At 34.0% G+C, this 26139-nt stretch carries 25 protein-coding genes and 3 pseudogenes; 15 read left to right on the plus strand and 13 right to left on the minus strand.

The features are described 5' to 3' along the window. Positions 1-7: 7 nt before the first annotated feature. The 3 genes and pseudogenes from ACFX4N_RS05780 to ACFX4N_RS05795 form a co-directional block, all read right to left on the minus strand. Positions 8-718 (minus strand): LytR/AlgR family response regulator transcription factor, encoded by a 711-nt coding sequence (locus ACFX4N_RS05780; protein WP_192100677.1) that lies wholly within the window; start codon positions 716-718, stop codon positions 8-10. Beyond that, on the minus strand, positions 693-3680 hold the full coding sequence (locus tag ACFX4N_RS05785; RefSeq protein WP_057274746.1) for a substrate-binding domain-containing protein: 2988 nt from the start codon (positions 3678-3680) through the stop codon (positions 693-695). Before ACFX4N_RS05785 ends, ACFX4N_RS05780 begins: the two co-directional genes overlap by 26 nt. Before the next feature lie 318 nt (positions 3681-3998). Next, positions 3999-4259 (minus strand): annotated as a pseudogene (locus tag ACFX4N_RS05795) (low molecular weight phosphatase family protein); the annotation flags it as partial. A 268-nt stretch (positions 4260-4527) separates the two neighbouring features. On the opposite strand from ACFX4N_RS05795, the gene ACFX4N_RS05800 reads away from it, so the two are divergent. From ACFX4N_RS05800 to ACFX4N_RS05820, 5 genes are read left to right on the plus strand one after another with little or no spacing between them, the layout of a single operon-like run. Further along, positions 4528-4773 carry a hypothetical protein gene (locus tag ACFX4N_RS05800; RefSeq protein ID WP_013056474.1) on the plus strand — a complete coding sequence of 82 codons (246 nt, stop codon included), beginning with the start codon at positions 4528-4530 and terminating at the stop codon, positions 4771-4773. A 16-nt stretch (positions 4774-4789) separates the two neighbouring features. Continuing rightward, complete coding sequence (locus tag ACFX4N_RS05805) at positions 4790-5158, plus strand: spore coat protein (RefSeq protein WP_013084321.1); 369 nt, start codon at positions 4790-4792, stop codon at positions 5156-5158. 18 nt (positions 5159-5176) lie between these two features. Next, positions 5177-6313 carry a zinc-dependent alcohol dehydrogenase gene (locus tag ACFX4N_RS05810; protein ID WP_013056472.1) on the plus strand — a complete coding sequence of 379 codons (1137 nt, stop codon included), beginning with the start codon at positions 5177-5179 and terminating at the stop codon, positions 6311-6313. A gap of 17 nt (positions 6314-6330) precedes the next feature. Further along, positions 6331-6525: a hypothetical protein gene (locus ACFX4N_RS05815; RefSeq protein ID WP_013056471.1), complete on the plus strand. Its 195-nt coding sequence runs from the start codon at positions 6331-6333 to the stop codon at positions 6523-6525. 18 nt (positions 6526-6543) lie between these two features. Continuing rightward, entirely contained in the window at positions 6544-6843 is a 300-nt protein-coding gene (locus ACFX4N_RS05820; protein WP_029324473.1) for a spore coat protein, read from the plus strand. Between the two features lie 255 nt (positions 6844-7098). On the opposite strand, the pseudogene ACFX4N_RS05825 reads toward ACFX4N_RS05820, so the two are convergent. Beyond that, a pseudogene (locus tag ACFX4N_RS05825) lies at positions 7099-7616 on the minus strand (L-dopachrome tautomerase-related protein); the annotation flags it as partial. Between the two features lie 61 nt (positions 7617-7677). Here ACFX4N_RS05825 and ACFX4N_RS05830 point away from each other — a divergent pair. Continuing rightward, positions 7678-8085, plus strand: coding sequence for a PhzF family phenazine biosynthesis protein (locus ACFX4N_RS05830; RefSeq protein ID WP_301264626.1), 408 nt, complete (start codon positions 7678-7680; stop codon positions 8083-8085). A 90-nt stretch (positions 8086-8175) separates the two neighbouring features. On the opposite strand, the pseudogene ACFX4N_RS31105 reads toward ACFX4N_RS05830, so the two are convergent. Next, positions 8176-8310: pseudogene (locus ACFX4N_RS31105) on the minus strand (IS6 family transposase); the annotation flags it as partial. A gap of 336 nt (positions 8311-8646) precedes the next feature. On the opposite strand from ACFX4N_RS31105, the gene ACFX4N_RS05835 reads away from it, so the two are divergent. Next, on the plus strand, positions 8647-9681 hold the full coding sequence (locus ACFX4N_RS05835) for a DUF3231 family protein (protein ID WP_057274744.1): 1035 nt from the start codon (positions 8647-8649) through the stop codon (positions 9679-9681). Between the two features lie 370 nt (positions 9682-10051). On the opposite strand, the gene ACFX4N_RS05840 is transcribed toward ACFX4N_RS05835, so the two are convergent. The 4 genes from ACFX4N_RS05840 to ACFX4N_RS05855 form a co-directional block, all read right to left on the minus strand. Continuing rightward, positions 10052-10525, minus strand: a complete 474-nt coding sequence (locus ACFX4N_RS05840; protein WP_049787047.1) for a hypothetical protein — start codon at positions 10523-10525, stop codon at positions 10052-10054. Between the two features lie 450 nt (positions 10526-10975). Then, the gene (locus ACFX4N_RS05845) at positions 10976-11248 is read right to left on the minus strand and encodes a GlsB/YeaQ/YmgE family stress response membrane protein (RefSeq protein WP_013056465.1); all 273 of its coding nucleotides are present in this window, start codon (positions 11246-11248) and stop codon (positions 10976-10978) included. 722 nt (positions 11249-11970) lie between these two features. Next, a complete protein-coding gene (locus ACFX4N_RS05850) occupies positions 11971-12789 on the minus strand; it encodes an STAS domain-containing protein (protein ID WP_013056464.1) in 819 nt (272 codons plus the stop codon). Positions 12790-12856: 67 nt separating this feature from the next. Continuing rightward, positions 12857-13711: an STAS domain-containing protein gene (locus ACFX4N_RS05855; protein ID WP_192100676.1), complete on the minus strand. Its 855-nt coding sequence runs from the start codon at positions 13709-13711 to the stop codon at positions 12857-12859. A 391-nt stretch (positions 13712-14102) separates the two neighbouring features. On the opposite strand from ACFX4N_RS05855, the gene ACFX4N_RS05860 reads away from it, so the two are divergent. Both ACFX4N_RS05860 and ACFX4N_RS05865 read left to right on the plus strand, forming a co-directional pair. Beyond that, a complete protein-coding gene (locus tag ACFX4N_RS05860) occupies positions 14103-14663 on the plus strand; it encodes an MEDS domain-containing protein (RefSeq protein ID WP_057274741.1) in 561 nt (186 codons plus the stop codon). Between the two features lie 393 nt (positions 14664-15056). After that, complete coding sequence (locus tag ACFX4N_RS05865) at positions 15057-17120, plus strand: cation:proton antiporter (protein WP_057274740.1); 2064 nt, start codon at positions 15057-15059, stop codon at positions 17118-17120. A 435-nt stretch (positions 17121-17555) separates the two neighbouring features. On the opposite strand, the gene ACFX4N_RS05870 is transcribed toward ACFX4N_RS05865, so the two are convergent. Both ACFX4N_RS05870 and ACFX4N_RS05875 read right to left on the minus strand, forming a co-directional pair. Beyond that, the gene (locus ACFX4N_RS05870) at positions 17556-17990 is read right to left on the minus strand and encodes an ArsI/CadI family heavy metal resistance metalloenzyme (protein WP_192100675.1); all 435 of its coding nucleotides are present in this window, start codon (positions 17988-17990) and stop codon (positions 17556-17558) included. A gap of 50 nt (positions 17991-18040) precedes the next feature. Next, on the minus strand, positions 18041-18370 hold the full coding sequence (locus ACFX4N_RS05875) for an ArsR/SmtB family transcription factor (RefSeq protein WP_057274738.1): 330 nt from the start codon (positions 18368-18370) through the stop codon (positions 18041-18043). A 407-nt stretch (positions 18371-18777) separates the two neighbouring features. Between ACFX4N_RS05875 and ACFX4N_RS05880 the strand changes: the two genes are divergently transcribed. From ACFX4N_RS05880 to recA, 5 genes are all read left to right on the plus strand, one after another. Continuing rightward, complete coding sequence (locus ACFX4N_RS05880; RefSeq protein ID WP_098197175.1) at positions 18778-19125, plus strand: ArsR/SmtB family transcription factor; 348 nt, start codon at positions 18778-18780, stop codon at positions 19123-19125. 18 nt (positions 19126-19143) lie between these two features. Further along, complete coding sequence (locus ACFX4N_RS05885) at positions 19144-20442, plus strand: arsenic transporter (protein WP_192100674.1); 1299 nt, start codon at positions 19144-19146, stop codon at positions 20440-20442. 24 nt (positions 20443-20466) lie between these two features. Further along, positions 20467-20889, plus strand: a complete 423-nt coding sequence (gene arsC, locus ACFX4N_RS05890) for an arsenate reductase (thioredoxin) (protein WP_013056447.1) — start codon at positions 20467-20469, stop codon at positions 20887-20889. Between the two features lie 312 nt (positions 20890-21201). Continuing rightward, positions 21202-21396, plus strand: coding sequence for a hypothetical protein (locus tag ACFX4N_RS05895; protein ID WP_055990421.1), 195 nt, complete (start codon positions 21202-21204; stop codon positions 21394-21396). Then, positions 21393-22418: a recombinase RecA gene (gene recA / locus ACFX4N_RS05900; protein ID WP_013056446.1), complete on the plus strand. Its 1026-nt coding sequence runs from the start codon at positions 21393-21395 to the stop codon at positions 22416-22418. The genes ACFX4N_RS05895 and recA overlap by 4 nt, the downstream gene beginning before the upstream one ends. A gap of 303 nt (positions 22419-22721) precedes the next feature. On the opposite strand, the gene ACFX4N_RS05905 is transcribed toward recA, so the two are convergent. After that, on the minus strand, positions 22722-24044 hold the full coding sequence (locus tag ACFX4N_RS05905; protein ID WP_063671206.1) for a DUF1565 domain-containing protein: 1323 nt from the start codon (positions 24042-24044) through the stop codon (positions 22722-22724). Between the two features lie 175 nt (positions 24045-24219). Here ACFX4N_RS05905 and speG point away from each other — a divergent pair, with 175 nt between their 5' ends. Continuing rightward, on the plus strand, positions 24220-24744 hold the full coding sequence (gene speG, locus ACFX4N_RS05910; protein ID WP_013056444.1) for a spermidine N1-acetyltransferase: 525 nt from the start codon (positions 24220-24222) through the stop codon (positions 24742-24744). A gap of 292 nt (positions 24745-25036) precedes the next feature. On the opposite strand, the gene ACFX4N_RS05915 is transcribed toward speG, so the two are convergent. Then, a complete protein-coding gene (locus tag ACFX4N_RS05915; RefSeq protein WP_013056443.1) occupies positions 25037-25630 on the minus strand; it encodes a hypothetical protein in 594 nt (197 codons plus the stop codon). Between the last annotated feature and the right edge of the window lie 509 nt (positions 25631-26139).

Consider the following 26139-nt stretch of genomic DNA (forward strand, 5'->3'; position numbering starts at 1 on the left):
TCCATGTTTATAATAATTTGTACCTTTGCAGATTGTCTACTTTATGCTTGGAAATCTTTGCAGTTTCCTTATAATCTTTAAAATAGGCTTTATACATTTGACCCGTTGCTTCGATTCTTGTTAAAAGTTCCACATTTATAATATAAGATCTATGAGATATCATAAACCTAGAATCAACGGCACCTTCCAAGCTAGTTAAAGCTTCATTTGTCTCAAATTTACCATTTTTAGTATGAATGACAGATTTCCGATCAAGTCTTTCAATAAAGATAATTTCTTCTAATGGAATAAAAACTATATTTTTCTGCTGTTTAATCATTAAATCCTTTTTAAATGAATGTTCTTTATCAACTAGTGAAATAGACACTTGGGAGGCTCTTTCTAAAGCACCATATAAACGATTTCTATCAATTGGCTTTAAAATATAGTCCACTGCCTTTACGTTAAATGCCTCAAGTGCATAATCATCATGCCCCGTAATAAAAATAACTTGTAAAGTCGGGAAAAGTTCTTTACATGCTTTAACCGCTTCCATCCCATTCAATAAGGGCATTCCGATATCTACTAAAGCAAGATCCGGTTTTTCTTTCGTAACATAGTGTATCAATTCTTCACCGTTGGCGGCCTCTCCGACAATTTTATATTTGGATAAACTCCCAATAAAGTACCTTAACAATTTTCTTGAGGTAACATCATCGTCTGCGATCAATACTTTCATCTTGTTGTTCCCCCTTTTCCTTAGCGCTTCTTGATTTCGCAACACTTTGAATAATATCTGGAGCATCTTCATGATAAACGAGCTGCCAAGCATCAATTACATTTTCTTTCATTACTTTTAGAGACGGAACGGCTACATAAGGTGGCGCTTGTTTTCCAAGTAGGCCGTACCCTGCTAGAATCGCTTCGGCGACTCCTTGCTGGTATGGTAGCTGGGCACCTAGTCCTTTAATAGGTCCATCCTGTGCAATTTCCAAGGCGACATTCATACCCAAATCCATTGTCGTAATGACTAAATTGCTTTTTTTTGCAGTACGAGTTGCCCTCAAAGCTCCTTCAGCCGGTACATCCCATACAACAAAAATACCATTTAAATCCTGATGTTCAGCAATCATAGCGGATGCCACTTTTTCTCCATCATTCGAATCAGTAATGCCCCTGCGATCGACAATTTGAATGTCAGGGTACTTTTCCTTTATAGTTTTTTCAAATGCTTCCGTTCTTTGTTTGGTTGCAAAAAAATCAGCATCATGATAGATAATCCCAACCTTACCTTTTCTATCTAATTTTTCAGCCATGATATTGGCCGATTCAATGCCATTTCCATAATTGTCAGCTGAAACAATACTTACATAATCCTTCCCATGCTGCAAACCATTCGGTGTATTGTCCATAAACACCAGCTTCACACCAGCTTGGGCCGCTTTTTGATATACGCTTGCAGTCAATTCTGGATCAACTGGAATGCTCACCAGGATATCCGGGTTTTTGGCTAAAATGCTTTCAATGTCGGCTACTTGCTTTTTCCATTTAAATTCTGCATTTGTCACGGCTACTACCTCAATGCCCATTTTCTCAAAAGTAGTTTGCATTCCTTCCAATTGAGACCTTGACCAATCACTTCCAGTATAATGCATGGCAATAGCAGCCCTATATTTCTTTTTCTTAATTTTTTTTAGCTCTTTCAAAGATAACCGAAGTGTTTTTGCTGAGACAGCTTCCTCGCCATGTGGTCCTGTACTTAAAATTTTATGATCTGGAATATTTTGATTAATTGTATTGTTTAGCGTTTCACTTAGGATTGTCAAAAACTCTTGTACATGAATGGGCTTTGTTAAATAGTTATTAAATCCTTTATCCAATGTATATTGAATATCCTTTGGCATTGCATTGGCACTTACAGCGATGACAGCAATATCTTTCGTTTCTTTGCCTGCTTTTAAAATTTCAAATACTTCATATCCGTTAATATCTGGGAGGTTAATATCAAGAAGAACCAAATCTATTTTTTCGTTTGCTACAATTTCTATTCCTTCTTTTCCTGTACAAGCTGATAAAAGCGTATAGGAAGGCTGCGATTTAATGATGTTACTTACTAAGTGCAAGTTGGATTCGTTATCTTCAATATATAGCAAACGATAGTTATCTTCCTTCCTATTATTTGTTGGAGGAAATTTAGTTTGTTCACCCCATTGTATGACAGTCTTTAAATCATTTGGAAGAGGAAGACTAAAGCAAAACTCACTTCCTGTTCCTTTATTGCTTGTTACATTAATCTCCCCTCCCATTAGATGCACCAGCTGTTTAACTAAAGATAACCCAATCCCTGTACCTTCTTCTTTTGTACTTTCAATTCGATAAAATGGAACAAACACTTTAGTATATTCCTCTACAGAAAAACCCACACCTGTATCTACGATATGAATGTACTGCTTATTCTCTTGTAAACGACAGAAAACGATGACTTTTCCATTTTCTTGATTGTATTTAATAGCATTATCAAGTAGGTTCAGCAATATTTGTTTAAGACGTATAGGATCAGCAAGAACGATCATATCTTCCCATTGATCCAGTTGGCTATAAATACTGATATTCTTCTTCTTAGCCAATGGTTGTACAATGTTGATACATTCCTTGATGACAGTTAGAAGATGAACTTCCTCTACAGAAATCTTTAAATTTCCTGTTTCTATTCTTGACACGTCTAAAATATCATTAATTAAACTTAATAAATGGCTTCCTCCACTTAAAATCTCCTGTGCAAAATCACGCTGTTGTTCATTTAAAGATTCATCCATCTCCAATAATTGAGCAAAACCCAGAATTCCATTCAGCGGCGTACGCAGTTCATGACTCATCTTAGACAAAAAACTTGATTTGGCCATGTTCACTTTTTCAGCTTCTTCTTTTGCCTGAATAATAACTCTTTCCATTTTTTTTTGTTCTGTGATATCCTCAAACTCCCACAAGTAGCCTACAAAATCATTTTCCTCATTTAAAGGAAAACAATTGTAGCGTAGTGTCCTACCTGTATCTATTTTAATTTCTTTCGTAGTTCTCGTTCGTTTTTCTGTATTTTCGAACTTATTTTTATTAATTTCCTTATCAAAAAGATAATGTAAATCCGAAGCCTGCATCCCAATATGGCAATCAACTTCCCCCTTCAACTGGAAAAGTTCATAAAATTTCCTATTTAAGAGCCTTATTTTTTTATTGCAATCTGTTACTGCAATCCCACTATCTAACCGATCAATCAAACTACGCTGGAATGCATAAGAATTCATTAATTTTCGTTCTTGTTCTTTTTGAAGAATGTCATCTTCCATAATCTTTTTGTTAGTAATGTCCACACAAGTTCCGACTACTTCTGCTACTTTATCCTTATGAAATAAAGGTCTTAAATAAATTACATAATAGATACCTCTAAATTCACCTTCATATTCAATGTACTGTCCTTCCCATGCTTTTTTGTAATAACCGTTTAGTAAATTGGCAGTGTCAATATCATCCCAATAAAAATCATGAAGCGTCTTTCCGACGATATCCTCTCGATTAAAACCCAATGTATACAGTAATTCTCCCTCGGCAAAAGTATGAATAAACTCGTTACTTCTTTGTACAAACTTAAAAATCATCCCGGTATCAGTAAAGCCTGGTTGTGAAATATATCTGGAATCCTTCATTTGTTTCGCCCCTAGTTAGTTAAAAAAATATAATATGGATTCTATATGATGAATCCCTTACTTTACGTTCTTTACAGTGCTTAAAGATTAATTTGAAACCAATTATTCATTTGTAATGATTATTGTAATCGCTTTACAAATTATACTTTTCTTATTATAAGCTTCACTATATTGATTAGTCTAACAATACTTACCCATGGGGCTGCCAAACCTTTATTAAAGAAGGAAGGGATCAAAACAGGGAGTCGTCTTTTTGACATTCCTAAAAGGAAAGATATTTATGTCGTTAATCCGTCTATGGAACTTTACATAAAAGCTTCGAATTATGAATGCCCATTTTTCTTCATCTGTTCTTTCTGCTTTTAACGGGTCATCAAAACCCCAGTGAACTTGTTTCACATGTAGAGGAGTTACAGATCAATGCTCTACTGCGTATCCGCATAGTGTCACAACTAAAGTAGTATTATCAAGAATTTCAGGATTGATTACATAAGATACTTGGTTTGAGATATCGATTCCTACCTCTTTCATTACTTTTATGGCATTAGGATTTAAAGCATGAACTTCAAGCCCAGCACTTTTTAGCCCAACTTTCTGCCATGCCATATTTAAATCAAAAAAATTTGATGTAATTAAAAGGGTTTCTTGTTCAGCTAACCTATCAGTTAGCTAACAAGAAAAAAACTATCGAAGCGTTTAGCCTCTGCTATCATAAATGAATTAATTTTATTAATTATTAGAATATTAAACAAACCAATATAATTCACCTATACAAAAATTATAGAATGTTTTCTCCTATATTCGGAACAATAACTTTGTATTTACGTAAAAAGGAGGGTAATCAGAAATGGATATTCAGAAATTAGCCGATCATGAGTCATTGGATCTACATGAAGTTATTAATTTTAAAACCCTTTGCTTAGCGAAATCAAAACTAATGCAAGGACTTGTATTTGATGATGATTTGAGAGCATTGATGCAAAAAGATGTTGAACAATCGATACAAGCGCTGGGAGAATTACAGGCAATTTATCAACGTGCACCTTTTGAAGCCCCTGTTCCTCAAAACCGGCCAACACCAATAATAAATTAAAAAGGAGGTAAATTCATTGAATCATGACTATTTAGATCCTATAAACTCGCTACACGTACCAGAGCTCGCAGATACCACATTTGCGATGGACTTTCTTCTTCGTGCCAAGGAAGGTGTTCGCAATATCGCAGTCGCATTAACGGAGTCCGCATCACCTGATGTTAGAACTCTCTTACGAAAACAGTTAATGCAAGGAATTGCCATGCACCAAGAAATTACAGAACTAATGATCAGTAAAAAATGGTTCCATCCATACGAATTAAGTGAACAATATCAATTAGACCAACTTTCTGCCAACAATACATTGATGATTGGCAAAATGAATCTATTTCCTGTTGAGACCAATAGAAAAGGTCTGTTTGACCGAACACCTGATGAACACTAACACTGGAGGCTATATATCATGAAGGCAGTAACGTATCAAGGCATTAAAAATGTTGTAGTCAAAGAAGTTCCAGATCCAAAGATTCAAAAACGAGATGACATGATTATTAAAGTAACCAGTACAGCTATATGCGGATCTGATTTACATTTAATTCATGGCATGATTCCTAACCTGCAAGAAAACTATGTGATTGGCCATGAACCAATGGGAATCGTCGAAGAAGTTGGTCCAGATGTGACGAAGGTAAAAAAGGGAGATCGTGTCATTATTCCTTTTAATATAGCATGCGGTGAATGTCTTTACTGTAAAAACCATTTAGAAAGCCAATGTGATAATTCCAATGATAATGGTGATATGGGTGCCTATTTCGGATATTCTGGTACGACGGGTGGCTATCCAGGTGGGCAAGCTGAATATTTAAGAGTACCATTTGCAAACTTTACTCATTTCAAAATTCCAGAGACTTGTGAAGAACCAGATGAAAAGTTAGCAGTTATTGCCGATGCAATGACTACTGGTTATTGGAGTGTTGACAATGCAGGCGTAAAGGGTGGAGACACAGTTATTGTTCTTGGCTGTGGTCCGGTTGGTCTTTTTGCTCAAAAATTCTGTTGGCTAAAAGGAGCAAAGCGTGTCATTGCCGTAGATTATGTAGATTATCGTTTGCAACACGCCAAACGTACCAACAAAGTTGAAATTGTAAATTTCGAACATTTTGAAAATGCAGGAATGCATTTGAAAGAAATGACGAAGGGCGGCGCTGATGTTGTCATTGATGCAGTTGGTATGGACGCTAAAATGACTGATATGGAGTTCCTTGCGAGTGGAATGAAACTGCAGGGCGGAGCATTTGGTGCGTTTATCATGGCTTCACAAGCAGTACGTAAAGGCGGGACAATCCAAGTTACAGGCGTTTACGGTGGCAAATATAATGGATTCCCAATGGGAGATATTATGAACCGAAACGTCAATATTCGCTCTGGACAAGCACCTGTGATTCACTATATGCCATATATGTTTGAATTAGTTTCGACCGGAAAAATTGATCCAGGAGATGTCGTGAGTCATGTACTTCCACTTAGTGAAGCAAAGCGTGGCTATGAGATTTTTGACACCAAAATGGATAATTGTATAAAAGTCTTGTTAAAACCTTGAGGAAGGAGGTAGAAAAAATGAATTACGCCTTACATGAAGTTCTTGAGGTCCATGAAATGGCTGCATTTAAGACCAATTGCTTGACTAAGTCCAAAACGATGAGAGGGTTAGTTACAGATCAGCAATTAAAAGATATTATGCAACAAGATATTGATGTATCTGCGAGACAATTACAAGAATATGCTTCTATCCTTTCCAACGCTAAGCAGTAAAATAGGAGATGAATGAACATGAATCCAATTATTGAAAATTTAACTGGCATGAATGCACTATCGGATCAAGTGGTTGCAATGGATTTATTGATTGCAGCTAAAAGTGGAGTTAGAAATTACGCCATGGCAGTTACAGAGGCAGGAACACCTGAAATTAAAGAAATGCTCACTCGCCATTTAGTGGAAGCTCTTGATATGCATGAACAAATTTCTGCATACATGGTAGAAAAAGGATGGTACCACGCTTGGGATACAAACGAACAAATCACTTTAGATTTAAATAATATCGATACAGCATTGAACTTACCCACTCTATAAAAATAAAATAGGAGCAGTTTAACATTACCAACCTAAACTGTTCCTAATAAACCATTTATATTTAAATAATGGAAATATACGATTGCACTCGCCATTTTCTTTTACGATTACAAATTTGATGTCTTTTCTTTTAGAATTAGAGATAAATGAAGCCAATTACGAACTATTGGCTTCATGCTTACCCGTTCAAAGATTAAAAAATGAACCAATTATTCTTTATACCAAATAGTAGTATCAAATAGTAGTATAAGGAAATTAATCAATTTTCATATGAAGTAAACTATAAGGTTTCTGTCCTAAATCTTTTCTAGAATGAAATCTAGCCTGCAGATGTAATTGAGTCAAAATGACATACAAATATTGATCCGGACCAATTGAAAAAGTATCCCGCCACAAAATTCTCGGATCATATGCGATTGTTTCCATTATGCCATTCGGCAACATCTTACGGATACTGTTGTTTTCATAGTCTCCAGTATAAACGGTTCCTTTTGCACCTGTGATCATCCCATTAGACGCACCTTTTTCTCCCCAATACTCCACATGATATAATCCATGTCCGGTATCGTTCTGTCTCTTAGGGATTCTGTTAAGATTGAGAACAGATGACAACTGGTAAGTGGATAAAAAAATAAAATCTTTCCATCGGGAGAAATCGCTATACCATCAGACGCCAATCTAAAGGGAGAAGCACCGCTATCTGGATTTCGATTCATCAAAATTTCACCTTCTACTTTCGGTAAAAAATAAGAATCCGGTGAAGATGAATTTGCTCACCTTAGTGGAAAAAGGGTTCAATTAGCTTTCTCTACTGATGTACCTATTACATCTACTATCCAAGAATTAGTAAATGCACCTCTCTTAAAGGTTGCCAAAAATAGTGATCGATACCTTATAGAAGTAGCAAATGAAGAATTATTGAAAGGACTTGTTCCTAATTTAAACCTCTTTGCTACTCTGCCTATTACGGATTTAGTCGTAACCAGTCCTGCAACTAAGTATGATTTTATTCCTCGTTATTTTGCTCCTAGAATTGGAATAGAAGAAAATTTTGTAACGGGTTCAGCCCATTGTGGTCTAGCTCCTTATTCGAGTCAAAGATTAAGTAAAAAACAGTTATATGCTTTCCAATCCTCTGAAAAAGCTGGAGAGTTATTCAGTTATTATCAAGATGATTTAGCTTATATAACTGGTAAGGCCATTACTATTTATAAAAGTCATTTCAATGAATTGTTACTCTAAGGAAAAAACATTCAACAACAGAAAAAAGGGTTCTGGTGCAATAATTTCATTTTTTTCTAAGAGGTATAACTGTCCTGTTGGTGTTCAATCTTATAAAGTTATTCCAAATAGTGGATGAATGAATCTGACTGGATTTTCGACAGACTTCACCTCCTGATAAACCTGTTTCTTTTTCATCATATGCATGACCTCTATTCCAGAAATAATGGCTTTTGCTGTACGAAAGAGTGATTATGTTAACTAAACATGTATACGATATACAGCTTAAGGACAGAAAAAACGCTGGGCCTATTCAGTGGTTTTTTTTGTTTATTGAAAGGTAGTCGTAAAGTGATGATTCAATCCGTCTTAAGTAGTTTATTTAAAGAAATAAACTTTATGAAAAAAGATAGAAAAAGCTAATGAAGCCTTGAGGAGTGAACCTTGTTCTTATACAAATAACAAAGGTTATAATTTACTTAATAGGCTTGGATAAAGTAGCAATATAATGTTTAAAGACTACAAAGAATAAAAATGATATAAAAGGCAACTCTAAGAAAAAATAAGCTTAGGAGATTATACATGAGAACAATTAAACCAACTAAAATAGGCTCAAAAAAGTCAAATTTCAATGGAAAATTGACAGCACCAGAAATGGGAAAACTTTGGGCAACCTATATGGGGAACAGCATGTCTAATTGTATTTTAAATTATTTTCTACAACATGTTGAAGATCAAGACATAAAAAAACTAGTAGAACATGCGAAAAGATTAACTGAAGAATTTCAAAGGAGTGTAAAGGAAATCTTTATCAAAGAAAACATACCTCTTCCACATGGTTTTACGGAGGATGACGTTAATCTAGGTGCTCCAAGATTATTTGCAGACGAGTTCTATGTACATTACTTAAAATATGCAGCAAAAGCAGGACTTAGCATTTATAGCATTGCTATACCTTTGATGTATAGAGAAGATGTACGCAATTTCTTAACTTATTGTATGAACTCGACAATGGAATTAGTGGAAGAAATTAAAACAATTTTAATGGATAAAAGCCTTATTATTGAACCACCTATTATTCCAGCTCCAGAACAAGTAAGAATTGCCGACACTGATTATTTGAGTGGTTTTGTTGGAGACGTTCGTCCTCTACACGCATTAGAAATAGCTCATTTATACGATAATATTGAAAATAACGTAACAAGCAAAGCCTTAATCATGGCCTTTAGTCAAGTTGCCAAAAGGGAAAAGGTTAGAGACATATTTATAAAAGGGAAAGACATTACAAATAAAGCAGTTGAACGTTACATGGAAAAACTTCACTATGAGAGCTTACCAGCTCCAGGATTTATTGATCATTTAGTCACCACTTCAACTTTTGCACCTTTTTCTGATAAATTAATGCTGTTTCATAAGGTCGATATGTTTTCCATGAAAATACGAGCATTTGGGAATTCACTAGCTGTAAATGGAAGACATGATTTAGCGTTACTATATGGAAAGTCATTAATGAATATAGCAAATTTTGTTAAGGATGCATCAAATATTCTGATAGAGAATGAATGGATGGAAATCCCACCCGAAGCTGTAGATAGAGAAAATCTAGCTTCAAAATAGTATCTTTGATAAAAGTGAGAAAACAACAAAAAAGCCTTAATAAAAGGGCTTTTTTGCATGTGATTTCTGATAAAATCCATTATGGTGCCTAAAGAAGATACGACATCAAATGGACCTGCAATGGGAGGCTTGAGCCGATGCGTGTTGAAAGGGACTCGCACGGTTCTTAGGGGAGGCAGGGGCAGTGATGCCCCTAACTTACCCGACTTAACTAAACATGTATATCATATAAAGCTTAAAAACAGAAAAACCACTGCTCCCGTACAGTAGTTTTTCTGTTACACGTATTTTATGTTTAAGTACTAATGCCTCATGACGTCTTAATTAGTTTTACGTATATTTAACACTTTATTCGTATTATCCTAACGTTCTAAGATCTTTTGCCAGATAAAGTGTTATCTTTTACATACATTTCATAGTGTCCATTTATGTAACTAGATACCTTTAAATTAAGTAAAAGAGCTTTTAGGTTAACTATTTTTTCAGTATCTAACCCACACTCTTTTGCTATATCTTCAATCCCCTTTTTACTGATTTGTATGTTATCTTCCAAATCGGTTACTGTTTCTTTACTGTACTGGAAAGGAACTTCATCTATAACTTCTGTAATTAATTGATCCTGCCCTTCATACTCTAGTCTCCCTTTGACTGCAGCATGTTTTCCAATTAATACAGCCTGCTCCTTTATATCCGACAGCAGAATCATTAATCTAATTCGTTGATTCATTAGAATATGGTGTTTATCAAAAATAGAGATAATTTTGGTTTGATAATCATCCATGGTTGTATGAAGTTGATGTTTTGCTTCTCTTATTACTTCTTCGCTGTTTTTAATAAGTATCATACTCAAATTCTCTACCCTCCCCGTATCATACATACTTTCATTATAACAAACTATAAAAAGGGAACGTCATTTTTCACTATTTATCACGATAAATAATGTACATAAACAAATATTATCATGGATTTATTAATCATTAACATTGATTGTAGGGAAATATACCGACTCATAGTTTTTAAAGATTTACACCAATAATAAGCGACCTCATTAATTTCAATTAGAATTATAAGGTCGCTTATAAGAAATTCTGATTCAATTTTTGTATTTTTTCCGTTCTTTTATTGCAAAGCAATTGTTTTTTTATCAAACTCTCGTCTCATTTTTAACATGTATATCAATTATACTGAGCAAATAAATAAGGTAAGAATTTAATTTGAATTGCTTCTCTTCAATAAAGTCAGATAATATTAGAGTAGTATTACTAGTCACTCCAATTTACATTTTATCTCTTTCTCATGCATGATGACCATGATTATTGTTTTGACCCATTTTGCGCATAATAAAGCTTACAATTAACACTAAAATAATCGATCCAATAATAGCTGGGATAATTGCAAATCCACCTACGACTGGTCCCCAATTACCTAAGATAAGTCCACCTAACCAGGCACCAATAAAACCAGCAATAATATTACCGATAATTCCTCCAGGGACATCTCGGCCTGTAATTAAACTAGCAAGCCAACCGATAATCCCTCCAACAATTAGCATCCATAGTATTTCCATTAAGAATCGTCTCCTTGTTAAAAGATTTAGTTGACTTTACCCCTAAATGAGACGAATTAATCGTGGGATTTTTTTCTTATTTGGAGGCTTTTCTCTCAGTTAAGTAGAAAATTTCACACAGATTTCTTTAAATAGTTACTAAGTGCTAGTCCTATTCACCATATGAATTTCCTAAATAAAAATAATCCATATATCATAAATTTATTTGTTTCTATGGGTCGTATAATTCGTTTTATGTTAACTAGAGATCACTAAGATATCATCGCTACTATGCATATTAGCAATGATCTGTCATTGTCTCCTTTTTATTTCGTTTAAGTGATAAGAACCTATTCTTTTATATAAAAAAGAGAAAAACAATCCGATTTAAAGATCAATTGTTTTTCTAAACAAATATATAACTTCTACTATCTAGATATTCTTTTTTCATATCCATATTTAAGTACTTTTTTTAAAAATACTATCTGATTGTATAACTCGTTCTTAGTAGGTAGAAGCCTACACTTATCATAATCCGCAATTAAACATTTAATTTCCCTATACAATAGGAAACGTTCATAGTTATCGAGCATCTCCTTCCCTCCTGATGTTATATCTTTTACATTACCCTTTCGACACATATTGACACATGATCTCTGATAATTTACATTATGGTAACTAATCTCTTATATGATATATATCTTAAATCAACTTAACTCAAGAAAGCTAGGAACTTTAATCCCCTAGCTTTCTTGAGTTGCTATTGCTTGTTTAACAGTTGCATAAGTTTTAATAGAGGAGAAGTCAATGCCATTTCTAACAACTGTTTGGGCAAGTTCAGGTCGTATACCTGTCATCACTACCTCAATACCTTGTAAGCGAAGAACACTGTAAATATCAAAGAGGTAACGTTCAGCTATACTGTCTATATTTAAAATACCTGAAAAATCAACAATTAGATACTCTACCTTCATTTCAATAATTTTCAAGATAACATTCTCTAAGATATATTCAGCTCTTTCTGAATCAATAGAGCCAATTAGTGGGAGAACAGCGGTTTTATCTTGAATGGGGACCACAGGAACAGATAATTTCAATACTTCTTGTTGCGCCTTTTGAATAATTTTATCTTTCACTTGTTCAAATACTACAATCGTTTCATTAATACTTATATCGAGCAAATAGTTAAATCGTTTATTAATAAATACAAATTCTTCTGAAGAAAGTCCATGCTCTATACTTATTTTAGTAAGGTAATCGATGAAGACTAGGCGCGTAGGAGGATAGCGTGTAATAATAATAGAGACTCTCTCCCCTTGAGATGCTGTACGCTTACCATTGGTCTTACTCCATTCAACAAGTCCTTCAGGTACGTTGTTTTCACTGCTATGGAGACTTTTCCCTAAAAACCTAATAAATTCAGTATAGACGATAATTGCTTGTTCAAGTTCCTCCTTTAGAGCCTCAAAGTTAGGGCTTTGAGAAATTTTTTGAACAATTTCATTTGCTAACATTTCTGCGTTATCATTTAAGTATCTAGCAACGCCTATAATCCCTTTCAATAATTGTCACTTCCTCATCTTCTTATTCATGAATACGTTTAGTTAGTCATTTTATCTCTTGCTTTCTCTATTTATTGTTTTTGACACGAATAAGTAGATCTTCTATCGCCTTTTGTAAACTTGATTTTATAGTCAAGCTACTAAAATCAATACCTCTACTTACAATGGTCTGTGCAACTTCCGGACGAATTCCTGTCAAAATTGTTTCTACACCGAGAAATCTTAAAGAGTCTATCACTTTAAAAATTTGATCTGCTACCATGGTATCTATAATATAAACACCCGACAAATCTACTATTAAACGTTGAAGCTGCAGTCTGTTTGCTGATTTCAACGTTTCTTCCATTAGATAATTGGCTCTTTCCGTATCTATATTTCCAATAAGAGGTAACACAGCGATTTCTTTGGCTAAAGGTACCACAGGAACCGATAATTCAAGAAATGTACTTTGCGCACGTTCAAGAGTTAATTGATAGAAATGCACATAACTTAAACTAAAGGAATAAGCTGCATGATCGAGAAGAGGATCAATAATTCCGCCTACTTCAAATACAGTATCTATTGACATCTTATCTTTCTTTATTACTTCCTTTAGTGTCTCCCATAAGAAAGTTCGATAATACTTTGTATCTTTTAACGCTTCATCCAATGAAACCTTCAAATTGAAAAACATTTCTCCTGTTTCTTTTCCCCATTGTGTAAATTTTTGGAGTGCTGTTTCTTCATCTAGATGATCCCTAAGAACTTCACCAAATAGACTTATAAAGTGAGCACGAATATTAATAAGTTCAACTTCAAAAGGAGCCAATTTCTTCTTTTCTTCTTCTGTAATACCACTAATTCTACTCTCATGTACCTCATTAGCGATTTTAAATCTATATTCTAAGATTTTATCCCCTAAAAATCCTATTTCATCTTCCATCTTTTCCTCCGAAAAGCCTGCTGAGGCTATTATTTAGTTTTTATATTAATTATACCACCACGTGTCAAAATACTTATTTTTTCGTTAATTTCTTAGTATAAAATTCTCTATTATCATCTTTAGTACTTATTATACAAATTTGTTACAAAGGGTAAAAAATCAAAGTCGAATTCGTCTGCTATGATATGATTAATCCAATAAATAGAAATCTTGTATGTTATACACATCATAAAAATAGACGTTAAGCTGATGCTCTACGGCAACTTGAATAGTTTACTCAATATATTAAAGGACGTTCAACATCGGAATATGTAAAATTAACACAAATAAGAATATCTTATTATTCTATAGGTTTTTAAATTTTTTTGCTAAAATCACTCTGAGGTGAACTATGAAAACAGTTAATCCTATATCTAATTCTAAAAAATTTGATATAGGTCATGTCTTTTACCGTTTTGAAGATAAACAATTTTACATAAATAATTTAATGAGTTTTATTAAGAATGGATTAGAGAGTAAACAACGTATATTGATAATTGAGAATATGAGGGCACTTCCTCTAATAAAAGCTAATATTGATAAAAAGTTTAATCATAAACAAAAAGAATCTATTCGTTTAATTAATAATTTTGATTATTACTTGGCAAATGGTGATTTTTACACCAAAACTATTCTTAGTCATTTTCAAGAAGATTTGTCTATGTTGAAAATGAAAAATACAATGATAAAAACATGGGCTCACGTAGAATGGGCTTCAGAGAAACCAGATGTTCTTTTACTAGAAGAATTTGAATCAACTGCCGATAATTTTGTTAAGGAGGAAGGTATGGTTTCAGTTTGTGCATCTGCTGCTGATTCTTTATCTTGTACTTTGGATACTACTCTGCAGCAATTACATCAATACATTATGACAGATCATAACTTTTTTATTTCCCCCTTTTACAATGGGTGAAGTTATTAAAAGTATGGCCAACAATCTACATATTCATGGCTTTTTTGGTTCCTATATCGTGTTTTATGTTAACTAAAAATATATAGTATTTACATTTTAAGAAGAAAAAAGCAACTGTCCTATATCAGTGGCTTTTTTTGCAATGAATGCATGTCGTCAACTCGAAAACAGAATGAAAATTTCCAAATAGACACTTCCCAGCGTCCCAAATAGTTTGCTCAAGACATTGAATTTTATAAATAAAATTATACTTCTAGGAGAAGTTAAGGAGAAAAAGAAATGTTTATAAAATAAGTTTTAAGACTAGAACTTTTAAATTATATATATTACTATTGGTGTTTCTGAAAAAGCTCATGATAAAGTGAGGAAGTAGAAAGTGAGGTCGAAATATCTATGCACTTCCCTCTTAAGGAACCAGTTCTTATATTTGGTTTTGCTGTATTAATTTTTTTATTGTTCCCTATACTCATGGGGAAATTAAGAATACCTGCTATTATTGGTCCCATTATTGCAGGTATTATCGTTGGACCAAATGGGCTAGAAATATTAGAACGAGATTCGACTATTCAATTGCTTGGAACAGTTGGATTGCTGTTTATCATGTTCATAGCAGGGCTTGAGTTGGATCTTGATGGTTTCAAAAAATACCGAAATCGCAGCATTTTGTTTGGAATGCTCTCGTTTTTAATTCCATTAGTTCTTGGAGTACTCATAGGGTTATGGCTTCATCTCAGCATGCTTTCAGCCATTCTATTCGGTAGTATTTTCTCTACCCATACCCTTTTAGGATATCCTGCCATTAGCCGGCTAGGCGTGGCGAAAAACCAAGCTGTCACCACAGCAGTTGGCGGTACATTATTAACCGATAGCTTGGCATTACTTTTTCTTGCCGTCATAACAGGGGCGTCTGAAGGTCATTTAACAGTTGGATTTTTTGTATACTTGATTGTTGCAACGGCTCTTTTTGCGGTAGTTGTTCTATTCTTAACTCCTTACCTGACAAAGTGGTTCTTTAAACGTTCTAATAATGAAGGAACAACAGAATTTAATTTTGTTCTAGCCATTTTATTTGTTGCAGGAGCAATCTCTTTATTTGTTGGATTAGAACCAATTATCGGCGCATTCTTGGCTGGTCTGGCTTTAAATCGGTACATTTATGACCATGGTCCGTTAATGAATCGAATTCGTTTTACGGCAAATGCCTTATTTATTCCATTTTTCTTGTTATCTGTAGGTATGTTGATGGATCTTGGCGTTCTTATATCCAGTCCCAAAACATTGTTAACCATCGCATTAATTACCATTGTAGCAATTGGAAGCAAACTACTTGCCAGTTGGGTTACCAGTAAAGTATATGGTTATTCCAAGACTGAACGTAACGTTATATTTGGTCTTTCCACTACTCATGCAGCAGCAACACTAGCCATCACACTTGTTGGATATGAATTTGGATTATTTGACCAACAGATCATCAATGCTGTAATTATTGTTATATTAGTTACGTGTATTCTTGGCCCTTACTTGTGTGAAAAATATGGAAGAAAACTAGCTGTTGCACAAGATAAAGAATCACTGGATGATACACTTCCAGAACGTATATTAATAACCATTACGAATTCAGACACAATAGAATCTTTACTTGATTTAGGATTTGTTCTTAAGAAGGCGAAAAAAACAGAAGAACCGATTTATCCCCTAACAGTTATTCAAAAGGATTTAAAGCAAGCGGATCATGAAGTAGCACAAGCTGAAAGAATGCTTGGACACGCTCTCACGTATGCATCAGGAGCAGATGTTCCCGTTAGGTTATTGACACGCGTAGATCATAATATTGGATGGGGTATTGAACGTGCTGCTACAGAAGAACGAATCACAACAATTATCGTAGGATGGGATGGTTCAGTGAAAGAAAGCCAAAAGGTCTTTGGTAGAGTTATTGATAATTTCCTTGAACATACCTATCAACGCTCACTCATTACAACAATTAAGCATCCGTTGAATACGATGGAACGAGTGATTCTTATTCTGCCAAATAATATCGTACACAAGCCAGGATTTGAAGATTCAATTGCAATTATTAAAGATATTGTATCCCAACTCAATGCGACAATTCAAGGTCTTGTCATTCGTGATGACTTAGAAGCTTATAGAAAAGCTTCGGAACAGGTACACCCTAATGTCGAAGTCGAGTTCCAATCCATTGATTGCTGGAATTCCGTTTACAAAAATGGTTTGAATGATATTAAGTCAACTGATCTTGTGATTTTATTAAGTGCTAGAAAAGGTACTGTGGCATGGCACCCGGAATTAGAAACATTACCTAAAAAGCTAGCTTCGATGAATCTTGAAAACTTCATCGTGTTCTACCCAACAGAAATGAAGGAAACAGATATTCGAGGCTCACGTGGTACAGAAATTCCCAAAGAATTACTTCTTAAAAGTGATTATGAAAGCTAATGATGTTTTATATGCCACAGTGTGGTCTAATATATCATTAAAAAAATTTAATTGGCTAAAAAATAAAACCCTTGTCACATCTATATTTGTGGCGAGGGTTTTATTAGCATCACATGTAATCTTACACCTTTTAATTAATAAAAAAGTTCATTGATTTGTAATAGGTTGTTACGACATACGAGTCTTTATTTAGCAAATAGATAAAGACTTATTAATTTTATATTCCTTTTGGTTATCTAAAATCGGTTTTATGTTAACTAAAGTTGTAGATGACATTCACTTCAAAAGTAAAAAAACTCTCTATTTCCGTAGAGAGTTTTTCTACTACAAGAATTATCTATCATATAGGTTGACGTGTTGGAGCATCTTGGACAATTTGTTCAAGAATCAAATTTGTAATCCTCTCTAATAAGATCTGTATTTTTAAATGGAGAATCAACAACAAGCATTATTTACAGGTAGCTTTTCATTTGGCCCAACGCTATCCTCACCCTTATGAACCTCACTATCAGATTTCGTATAAAAGAATTCCCATTCATTCCCGTCAGGATCTGTTATCCAAAACTTATCTTGTACAGCATAGCAGCAAGTTGTATCCATTTCTTGACGGGCAAAGAAGCCTTCTTTTTCTAATCGTGATTTATGGGAATGGATTTCTTGGGGAGTTTCTACTTGGAAGCCGAAATGATTCACTTGATTACCCTTTACTTCGTCCTGTACATTTAAAGTGAAATTTAATCTTGGCTCATCTAATAAGAATTTAGCATAATCTACTTTCGTTTTCACAGGATGAACGCCAAATACCTTTTGATAAAACGCAATGGACGCCTCTAGATTTGTTACATTAATTCCTACGTGAACATATTTCATTTACACTTCCTCCTTCGCATGATAAACAATATTATTTTGAATGTATTAAATTACGAGCATGAGCCGCTTTTCCTTGTATCTTTTCTAAACAAGCAGCAAAGCTCCTCAGATAACAGGTGATTTACCTCTTTATCATTTAAATCATAATAGCTCCATGTCCCTTTCGTTTCTTTTGTGATGAGGTTTGCTTCTAATAAAATCTTTAAATGATAGGAAAGTTTAGATTGAGACATTCCAAAGCATTCAGTTAGATCACATACGCATGTCTGTCCTCGCTGACAGAGCTCATACATAATTTCTAATCTCTTTTGATCAGCAAGAGCTTTAAATTTTTGTTCGTACTGTTTAAATGGGTGCTTTTCTTCATTAACTTTTTCCATTGTCATTCCCCTTCATCAATTTTTTTTGATTTAAAGTTCAAAGCTTTCGGCAGCTTTTTTAAAGTTACTATATGTAGTTTCCCCTCTTAGCATAGGATCTTGATGAAAAAAACGCTGAAAGATTAGGTTTTGTGCTTCCTTATGGTTCATCCCTTGAGTGTTCATAACTAAATGAAAATAGGCTCGAAAGTACGTAACTGATAAGTTTCCAGAGTTGTTGACTCTCACTGCTTTCATCCTCACTTTTATAAATCAATTTTTTTTGATGTATTCATCATATCTGGAAAATTTAGATAAATCAAGGTATTCATCAACTTTTTTTGATTAATATTTAAAATGTATATTTTCGTTGAATATATAATAAAATACTTATATAATTATATTTGAAAATAAGGAGGCGAGTCATAATGGATGTAAAAGCGCAGGTAGAAGTGGAAAAAGCAGTACAGATACTGAAGCTGCTTGGAGATAAGACGAGATTGTCAATGATGAAGCTGCTCCAAAATAACGAGTGCTGTGTTTGTGAGCTAGTTGAAATTTATAAAGCAAGTCAACCGGCTATTAGCCAACACTTACGTAAATTAAGAGATATCGAACTTGTAAGTGAAAGACGAAAAGGACATTGGATCTTCTATTCCTTAAATAAAGAAAACAGCTATTATCAGTTTGTCCTTGATATACTCGATTCTTTGCCAAGCGAAGATGAACGATTAAAAGAACTAGAAAAGCAAGGATTACGTATTAGTTGTTGCTAATAGTAGGAGGTTTGTAAAGTGGTATCAGTTATAGTAGCTTCCCTCATTTTCTTAGTGACATTGATTTTTGTCATTTGGCAGCCGAAGAACTTGTCTATTGGCTGGTCAGCATGCGGAGGCGCAGTATTAGCTCTTTTAGCGGGTGTGGTTGATTTCCATGACGTGCTAAATGTAACTCAAATTGTATGGAATGCAACATTAACGTTTATTGCAGTTATTATTATTTCCTTAATTTTAGATGAAATTGGATTTTTTGAGTGGGCAGCTTTACATATGGCACGAGCTGCAGGAGGAAATGGCGTTCGCATGTTTGTGTATGTATCCCTACTTGGAGCTGTAGTAGCCGCATTATTCGCAAATGATGGAGCAGCCTTAATTCTAACACCTATTGTACTTGCCATGGTACGAGCACTAAAATTTGAAGATAAAATGGTCTTTCCTTTTATTATCGCCAGTGGATTCATTGCAGATACAACATCGTTACCTCTTGTAGTAAGTAACTTGGTCAACATTGTATCAGCTGATTTCTTTGGTATTCGCTTTTCTGAATTTGCATCACGTATGATTGTGCCAGATCTGTTCTCACTTTTGGCAAGTATTGTTGTCTTATATTTGTACTTTCGTAAAAGCATTCCTAAGAAATACAACTTAGATGACTTACAGAAACCGGTTGAGGCTATTAAAGATGAAAAAATGTTCCGTTTATCAGGAATCGTTTTATTCATTTTAGTTCTTGGTTACTTTATTGGTGAGTTTTTCGATGTTCCCGTTTCAATTATTTCAGGAATTATTGCAATTTTATTCTTAGGAATAGCGAGAAAGAGTCCCGCTGTTCACACTAAAAAAGTGTTAGCAGGAGCTCCATGGGCAATTGTTTTCTTTTCCATTGGTATGTATGTGGTTGTCTACGGATTACGTAATGTAGGGCTAACTGAAGTATTAGCAAGCCTTATTCAAACAGCGGCTGACCATGGATTGTTTGCAGCAACTATTGGCATGGGATTCATTGCAGCCATTCTTTCATCGATTATGAACAACATGCCAACCGTGATGATTGATGCTTTGGCCATTGATGCAACTTCTGCAACAGGTACAATTAAAGAAGCCTTGATTTATGCAAATGTCATTGGTTCGGACTTAGGACCAAAAATTACACCTATTGGCTCTCTAGCCACTCTCTTATGGCTCCACGTTCTTTCGACAAAAGGAGTTAAGATTTCTTGGGGAACCTATTTTAAAACAGGTATCATCTTAACCATCCCAACATTGTTTATTACGCTTGTTGGTTTATATATTTGGTTATCAATTATTTCTTAACATATTATAAAGGAGATTTTACACATGTCTAAAAAAACACTTTATTTCTTATGTACAGGTAACTCTTGCCGTAGCCAAATGGCTGAAGGATGGGCAAAAAAATATCTAAATAACGATGAATGGGATGTACGCAGTGCAGGATTAGAAGCTCATGGATTAAATCCCAATGCTGTAAAAGCAATGAAAGAAGCTGGTGTTGATATTTCAAATCAAACATCTGATGTCATTGATCCTGAAATTTTAAATAATGCAGATTTGGTCGTTACATTATGTGGCCATGCAGCAGATCACTGCCCAGTAACGCCTCCCCATGTGAAGCGTGAACACTGGGGATTTGATGACCCAGCAAAAGCTGAAGGAACAGAAGAAGAAAAATGGGCGTTTTTCCAGCGTGTACGTGATGAAATCGCTGAACGTATTCAGCGTTTTGCTGAAACAGGTAAATAATTAATCAAGAAGCAGTCTATTTGTGTAGACTGCTTTATTTCTTCCTGAAATCTGTTTTATAGTAACTGGGAATATGAGGAATACGTTATTAGTCTAACCAGATTTGTAGATTCATATACATACAAATTTAAAAATGCAGATTGTAATCGATTCTACTTCTATAAAAAGCGTCACTTATTGTTACTTATTGTTACTTATTTAATTTAACTTATATAAAAGTAAAAGTATAAACTTACTTTTTATAAATATAAGATATTCTTTTAGCTAGTTTGTAGAAAAACTTTCGCCTTTACAATTAGATGCGTTTATTGTATGATTACACAACAGGAACATTTGTTCGATGCTAAGGGTTTAGAGATGAATAAAGGAACACCGGAACAAACTAAGACAGTTAAACACAAAATTTTCTCGCACGGAGCAAAAACATTTGAGCCAACTCTTATTATTTATCGAAATACCTTGGCGTTTATTGTAAACGTAATAACAATCGGAGGTTTCAAATTATGAATGATAAAAAAGCAGCACTAGATATGGCTCTAAAACAAATTGAAAAACAATTCGGTACAGGATCAATTATTAAAATGGGAGAAGGCACACATACAAAAGTTGAGGCATCTAGCTCAGGCTCATTAGCTTTAGATATAGCTCTTGGAATTAATGGTTATCCCAAGGGAAGAATTATGGAAGTTTACGGGCCCGAAAGTTCAGGTAAAACAACCGTTTCCTTACACGCAATTGCAGAAGTACAAAAAAATGGAGGTCGAGCTGCCTTTATTGATGCTGAACACGCACTTGATCCGGTTTATGCAAGAAAACTAGGTGTAGATATTGATGAGTTACTGTTATCTCAACCAGATACTGGTGAACAGGCACTTGAAATTGCTGAAGCATTAGTTAGAAGTGGTGCTGTAGATATTATTGTTGTTGACTCAGTAGCAGCATTAGTTCCACAAAAAGAAATTGAAGGAGAAATGGGAGATTCTCACGTAGGTTTACAAGCTCGTTTGATGTCTCAAGCTCTTCGTAAACTATCTGGAGCAATCAATAAGTCTAAAACCATTGCCATCTTCATCAACCAAATCAGGGAGAAAGTAGGCGTTATGTTTGGAAATCCGGAAACAACGCCAGGTGGAAGAGCACTAAAATTCTATTCTTCCGTTCGTCTGGAGGTTCGCCGCGCTGAACAACTAAAACTCGGAAATGACATAGTTGGTAATAAAACAAGAATTAAAGTAGTCAAAAATAAAATGGCACCTCCTTTCCGCATTGCTGAAGTAGATATTATGTATGGAGAAGGTATCTCAAAAGAAGGAGAAATCTTAGATATCGGCTCTGAAGTAGACATTGTTCAAAAGTCTGGATCTTGGTTTTCATATAATGAGGAGCGTTTAGGACAGGGACGAGAAAACGCTAAGATTTTCTTAAAAGAAAACCCTGAAATTAGAGAAGAAATTAGAAAAAGAATTATTGATTTCAAATATAGTGATAATGTTAATAACGATAACGATAGCGAAAAAGAAAACCAATAAAAGCATAAAACACCTTTCCCACGGCTTGAACTGCCCCCCCATTATTAGATAAAAAAACTCTAATGATTGGGGGGTTTTTATGTCAAGACTATTGATTTGTACCTAAATAAACACTACTCATATAGAGAAACAGCATGAATCTTCTTGCAATCCATTGGTATATTTACAACGAACGCACCTTTCTCTTTGTTTCAATGAAATAAAAAGTATAATCAGCAGATAGTGAAGTGAATAATTTTTCGGCCTCAAATAGAATCCCAGCGAGTAACTAAATAAAGAATATCTTCTAAAAAGAAATTCTTATTAAAAAAGCCTAGGTGATACGATAGTAGAACTTTCTATTTCTGCCCCCTTCCATATCCATCGATTCGCTTTATCTCTACTTTTATTTAGGTACACATTATGATTAAGTTGATTATATTTATTTGAGTAATGAAGATTGGCCAGAAGCAAATTAGATTTTACTGAAACCATAACATTATTGTTGATAGTGTTATGAGTTGCATGATATTGCATCAGTAATTGGCCACCATCCATGTTCATCGTATCATTTCCATATAAAATATTATGTTCAATAAGAGTATTTATCGTCCCTCCACGTTTTTTATCATAGCCTCCAATGGAAATTCCTGTAAAACGATTCTTATAAATCATATTCCGTATAACTTGAACATTGCTAGTTTGTTTACCATAGTGTTCACTTGCGATTTCTATTCCTAGATCGTTATGACTTGAAACGTTATGCTCAATAATAACATCTTTTCCTCCGTCTACGTAGATTCCGCCAGCGGAGTATTCATATTTGTAAGCAGGGTTTGAATAACTGCTGACGTTGTAAATATGGTTTTCACTAATGAGTCCTTCACGGGCTCGGTCATATTTCTCAATAGGAGCTACTTTTTCAAAGCCAATTACGTCAATCCCAATATTATCAACGTTTCGAATTGTATTGGCATTGACGATAAAATCTTTAACATTCCCATTTAGAGTTAGCGCTTCACTAAAACCTAAGGTCAGGTTTTCAAGTAGGTTTCGCGATATTTTAATGTTTTCTAATGAACGCGGCGCTTTGGATCCATAAAAAGCTATTCCATGAGCGTTTCCATTTTTATGTGCAGTCTTAATATCGAAAATATGATTATTAATAATTCGAAGGTTCTTTCCACTTCCTTCTACTAAAATACCACATGGTGTATTTTGTTCCTTAGAAGTAGAAGAATGACCTATATTCAAACCTTGAATTGTTATGTAGCTCTTATTTTTTATGCTAACTAGCCCTCCATCTGTAGAACGGCTTTTTATTTTTTCTCCACTAATAAGAGGCTTTTCACTTTTATAGTTCCTGAAGATAATAGGCTTTTGTTTAGTACCTGAACGGCTAATAATTAATTGTTCATAGTAGATACCGCCTCTGATGTAAACGGTAGTTCCGGGCTGAGCTGCTTCACTTGCCTTTCTTAATGTTCTAAAAGGTTTGCTTTTAGTACCTAGGTTTTTGTCATCCCCTGTAGGAGAAACATAAATTTCATGATGTATTATAGGAGCTGCTGAAGGTTGATTAGCTGCCTCAACCCTTTGATTTATACAACACAGTAAAATAAGAAGAATACCAACTGCTTTTTTCATAAGATCCTCCTTAAAGTTAATGAATTTCACTTGCAAGATTTTTAAATTGTACTATAGTTCTTTTAATAAGGATGTAAATAATCGCACTATGTCTTATTATTTTTTAAAACTACAACAATTTTTACATTTAAAACGGAAAGTGCTAAAGTAATGCTAGAATGTGGAGGTTTGAGAAATGAATAAGGAACTTAAGTTACGACCTTTGGAAAGAGAAGATTTAAAATTTGTCCATGAACTCAATAATGATGCAAACATTATGTCTTATTGGTTTGAAGAGCCTTATGAAGCTTTTGTAGAGCTACAGGACTTATATGATAAACATATTCACGATCAAGGTGAGCGTCGTTTCATACTTGAAAAGGACGGGGATATGCTTGGATTAGTGGAATTAGTCGAAATTGATTATATTCATCGTAGAGCAGAGTTTCAAATTATCATTGACCCTACGTATCAAGGTCATGGTTACGCCATGGTTGCCACAAACCTAGCAATGAATTATGCCTTTTCGGTATTGAATATGCATAAACTTTACTTAATTGTAGACAAGGAAAATGAAAAAGCAATTCATATCTATAAGAAGGTTGGTTTTTCTATTGAAGGCGAGTTAAAAGATGAATTTTTTGTTGATGGAAGCTATCATAACGCTATAAGAATGTGTATGTTTCAAAAAGAATATTTACAAACCAAAAATAAAAACTAAGGTTGAACTAGTATAAGAGTCCTGGTCACTAAAAAAAGAAGAAAGAATGAAATTGGGCTTCTGCTATAGGGGTGAAAAATCCTGGAGGAGAAATGTGCAAACCATTTAAATATGATAACATTGTAAATTATAGAAATCATAAGGATGGTATTATGAGTACATTTAGTCCAACAGGATTGCTATTATTCTTAATAATTATTGGTTTAATAGGATTCCTAGCTTTTAAAGTTGTTAAAAGGTTAAAAAAGAAATAAGTAACAAGAAGGACCTGCTATCAAAACAGTAGGTTTTTTTAATAAGAAGATACATAATACCAGTTTTTATGTACTTTTTTTATTTGTTTAAAATCCCCGTTAAAATCGCTTTTTGAAGGTTTATTATCGTTTGGGTTATATACAAATCCCGAAAAATTGTCTATCATCCCACGGTATGTAAAGAAAAGAATTGATTTAGCCTTTCCTTTTGTTTCTACTACGATGTCGCCCCCACCTTTAGACAATTGAGTATACTCTTTAGGTAATTGAATAAGTGATGGACTATTAGGTACATTAGGTTTAATAACACCATTTTCTATTTTAGTTGCAACCTCTTCTCTCTTATCTTGATGGATTCTAAAGTTGAGATCTAAGTTGATTTGATTGAATGGAAAGAAAAACCATAATAAGATAGTAATGAGCTGAATAACAAACGGCTGCCACTTTCTATTTTTTAAAAGATGAATCAATGTCCATATAGTCATTATGATAAAGAAAGCATATACAAATAACCAAATAGGTAACATTAAAAATTCTGTTATAATATCAATCAGATCCCACTGGAACAATGACACTAAAATAACTAACAAACTACTAATTAACGATAAAAGCAACAATCGATTACGTTTCACACATTTTCCTCTTCCTAAAATAATTCTTTTTTAACCTTAATTATATATTAAAATCCTTATAAAGACGTATATATAATTCATACATAATCTGTTAACATAATCACTCTTTCAGAAAACATCATAAAAAAGAACCCTTGATGAAGGACGGGGACTGCCAAGGGCCCTTTTTCCGGAGTATGCAGCTTTTTATACATTGTTGACTGATCAACGTTTTCTCAGTAGGTGGATGAGAAACTAATGTATAAGAAGTGCACCTTTTATACATATGTTAATTTTAAAAAATATAGTATTTCCAGGTGAAATTGCCTCTTTTTTTAGTAAACTTTCATAAGATATTCTGATAACACTCAAAATTGAGAGGATGATCTATTAACGGATTAATCTGTTAATAGATCAGAAAGCAACCTCACTTTAATACCTGTGAATGAGATTGCTTTCTTTTTTCACGTATTTACTTTTTATTTGCTGTTAGTACATTTTGGAACAAAATACAATTAGAATGCTTTCAG

The sequence above is a fragment of the Priestia sp. YIM B13551 genome (assembly GCF_042787905.1).
In the GTDB taxonomy this organism is placed as follows: domain Bacteria; phylum Bacillota; class Bacilli; order Bacillales; family Bacillaceae_H; genus Priestia.

Excerpts from the sequence above, each read along its gene's own strand:
- ACFX4N_RS05780 (WP_192100677.1), bottom strand. The coding sequence starts at position 718 with ATGAAAGTATTGATCGCAGACGATGATGTTACCTCAAGAAAATTGTTA.
- ACFX4N_RS05785 (WP_057274746.1), bottom strand. The coding sequence starts at position 3,680 with ATGAAGGATTCCAGATATATTTCACAACCAGGCTTTACTGATACCGGG.
- ACFX4N_RS05800 (WP_013056474.1), top strand. The coding sequence starts at position 4,528 with ATGGATATTCAGAAATTAGCCGATCATGAGTCATTGGATCTACATGAA.
- ACFX4N_RS05810 (WP_013056472.1), top strand. The coding sequence starts at position 5,177 with ATGAAGGCAGTAACGTATCAAGGCATTAAAAATGTTGTAGTCAAAGAA.
- ACFX4N_RS05815 (WP_013056471.1), top strand. The coding sequence starts at position 6,331 with ATGAATTACGCCTTACATGAAGTTCTTGAGGTCCATGAAATGGCTGCA.
- ACFX4N_RS05820 (WP_029324473.1), top strand. The coding sequence starts at position 6,544 with ATGAATCCAATTATTGAAAATTTAACTGGCATGAATGCACTATCGGAT.
- ACFX4N_RS05835 (WP_057274744.1), top strand. The coding sequence starts at position 8,647 with ATGAGAACAATTAAACCAACTAAAATAGGCTCAAAAAAGTCAAATTTC.
- ACFX4N_RS05840 (WP_049787047.1), bottom strand. The coding sequence starts at position 10,525 with ATGATACTTATTAAAAACAGCGAAGAAGTAATAAGAGAAGCAAAACAT.
- ACFX4N_RS05845 (WP_013056465.1), bottom strand. The coding sequence starts at position 11,248 with ATGGAAATACTATGGATGCTAATTGTTGGAGGGATTATCGGTTGGCTT.
- ACFX4N_RS05855 (WP_192100676.1), bottom strand. The coding sequence starts at position 13,711 with ATGGAAGATGAAATAGGATTTTTAGGGGATAAAATCTTAGAATATAGA.
- ACFX4N_RS05860 (WP_057274741.1), top strand. The coding sequence starts at position 14,103 with ATGAAAACAGTTAATCCTATATCTAATTCTAAAAAATTTGATATAGGT.
- ACFX4N_RS05865 (WP_057274740.1), top strand. The coding sequence starts at position 15,057 with ATGCACTTCCCTCTTAAGGAACCAGTTCTTATATTTGGTTTTGCTGTA.
- ACFX4N_RS05870 (WP_192100675.1), bottom strand. The coding sequence starts at position 17,990 with ATGAAATATGTTCACGTAGGAATTAATGTAACAAATCTAGAGGCGTCC.
- ACFX4N_RS05875 (WP_057274738.1), bottom strand. The coding sequence starts at position 18,370 with ATGGAAAAAGTTAATGAAGAAAAGCACCCATTTAAACAGTACGAACAA.
- ACFX4N_RS05880 (WP_098197175.1), top strand. The coding sequence starts at position 18,778 with ATGGATGTAAAAGCGCAGGTAGAAGTGGAAAAAGCAGTACAGATACTG.
- arsC (WP_013056447.1), top strand. The coding sequence starts at position 20,467 with ATGTCTAAAAAAACACTTTATTTCTTATGTACAGGTAACTCTTGCCGT.
- ACFX4N_RS05895 (WP_055990421.1), top strand. The coding sequence starts at position 21,202 with ATGATTACACAACAGGAACATTTGTTCGATGCTAAGGGTTTAGAGATG.
- recA (WP_013056446.1), top strand. The coding sequence starts at position 21,393 with ATGAATGATAAAAAAGCAGCACTAGATATGGCTCTAAAACAAATTGAA.
- ACFX4N_RS05905 (WP_063671206.1), bottom strand. The coding sequence starts at position 24,044 with ATGAAAAAAGCAGTTGGTATTCTTCTTATTTTACTGTGTTGTATAAAT.
- speG (WP_013056444.1), top strand. The coding sequence starts at position 24,220 with ATGAATAAGGAACTTAAGTTACGACCTTTGGAAAGAGAAGATTTAAAA.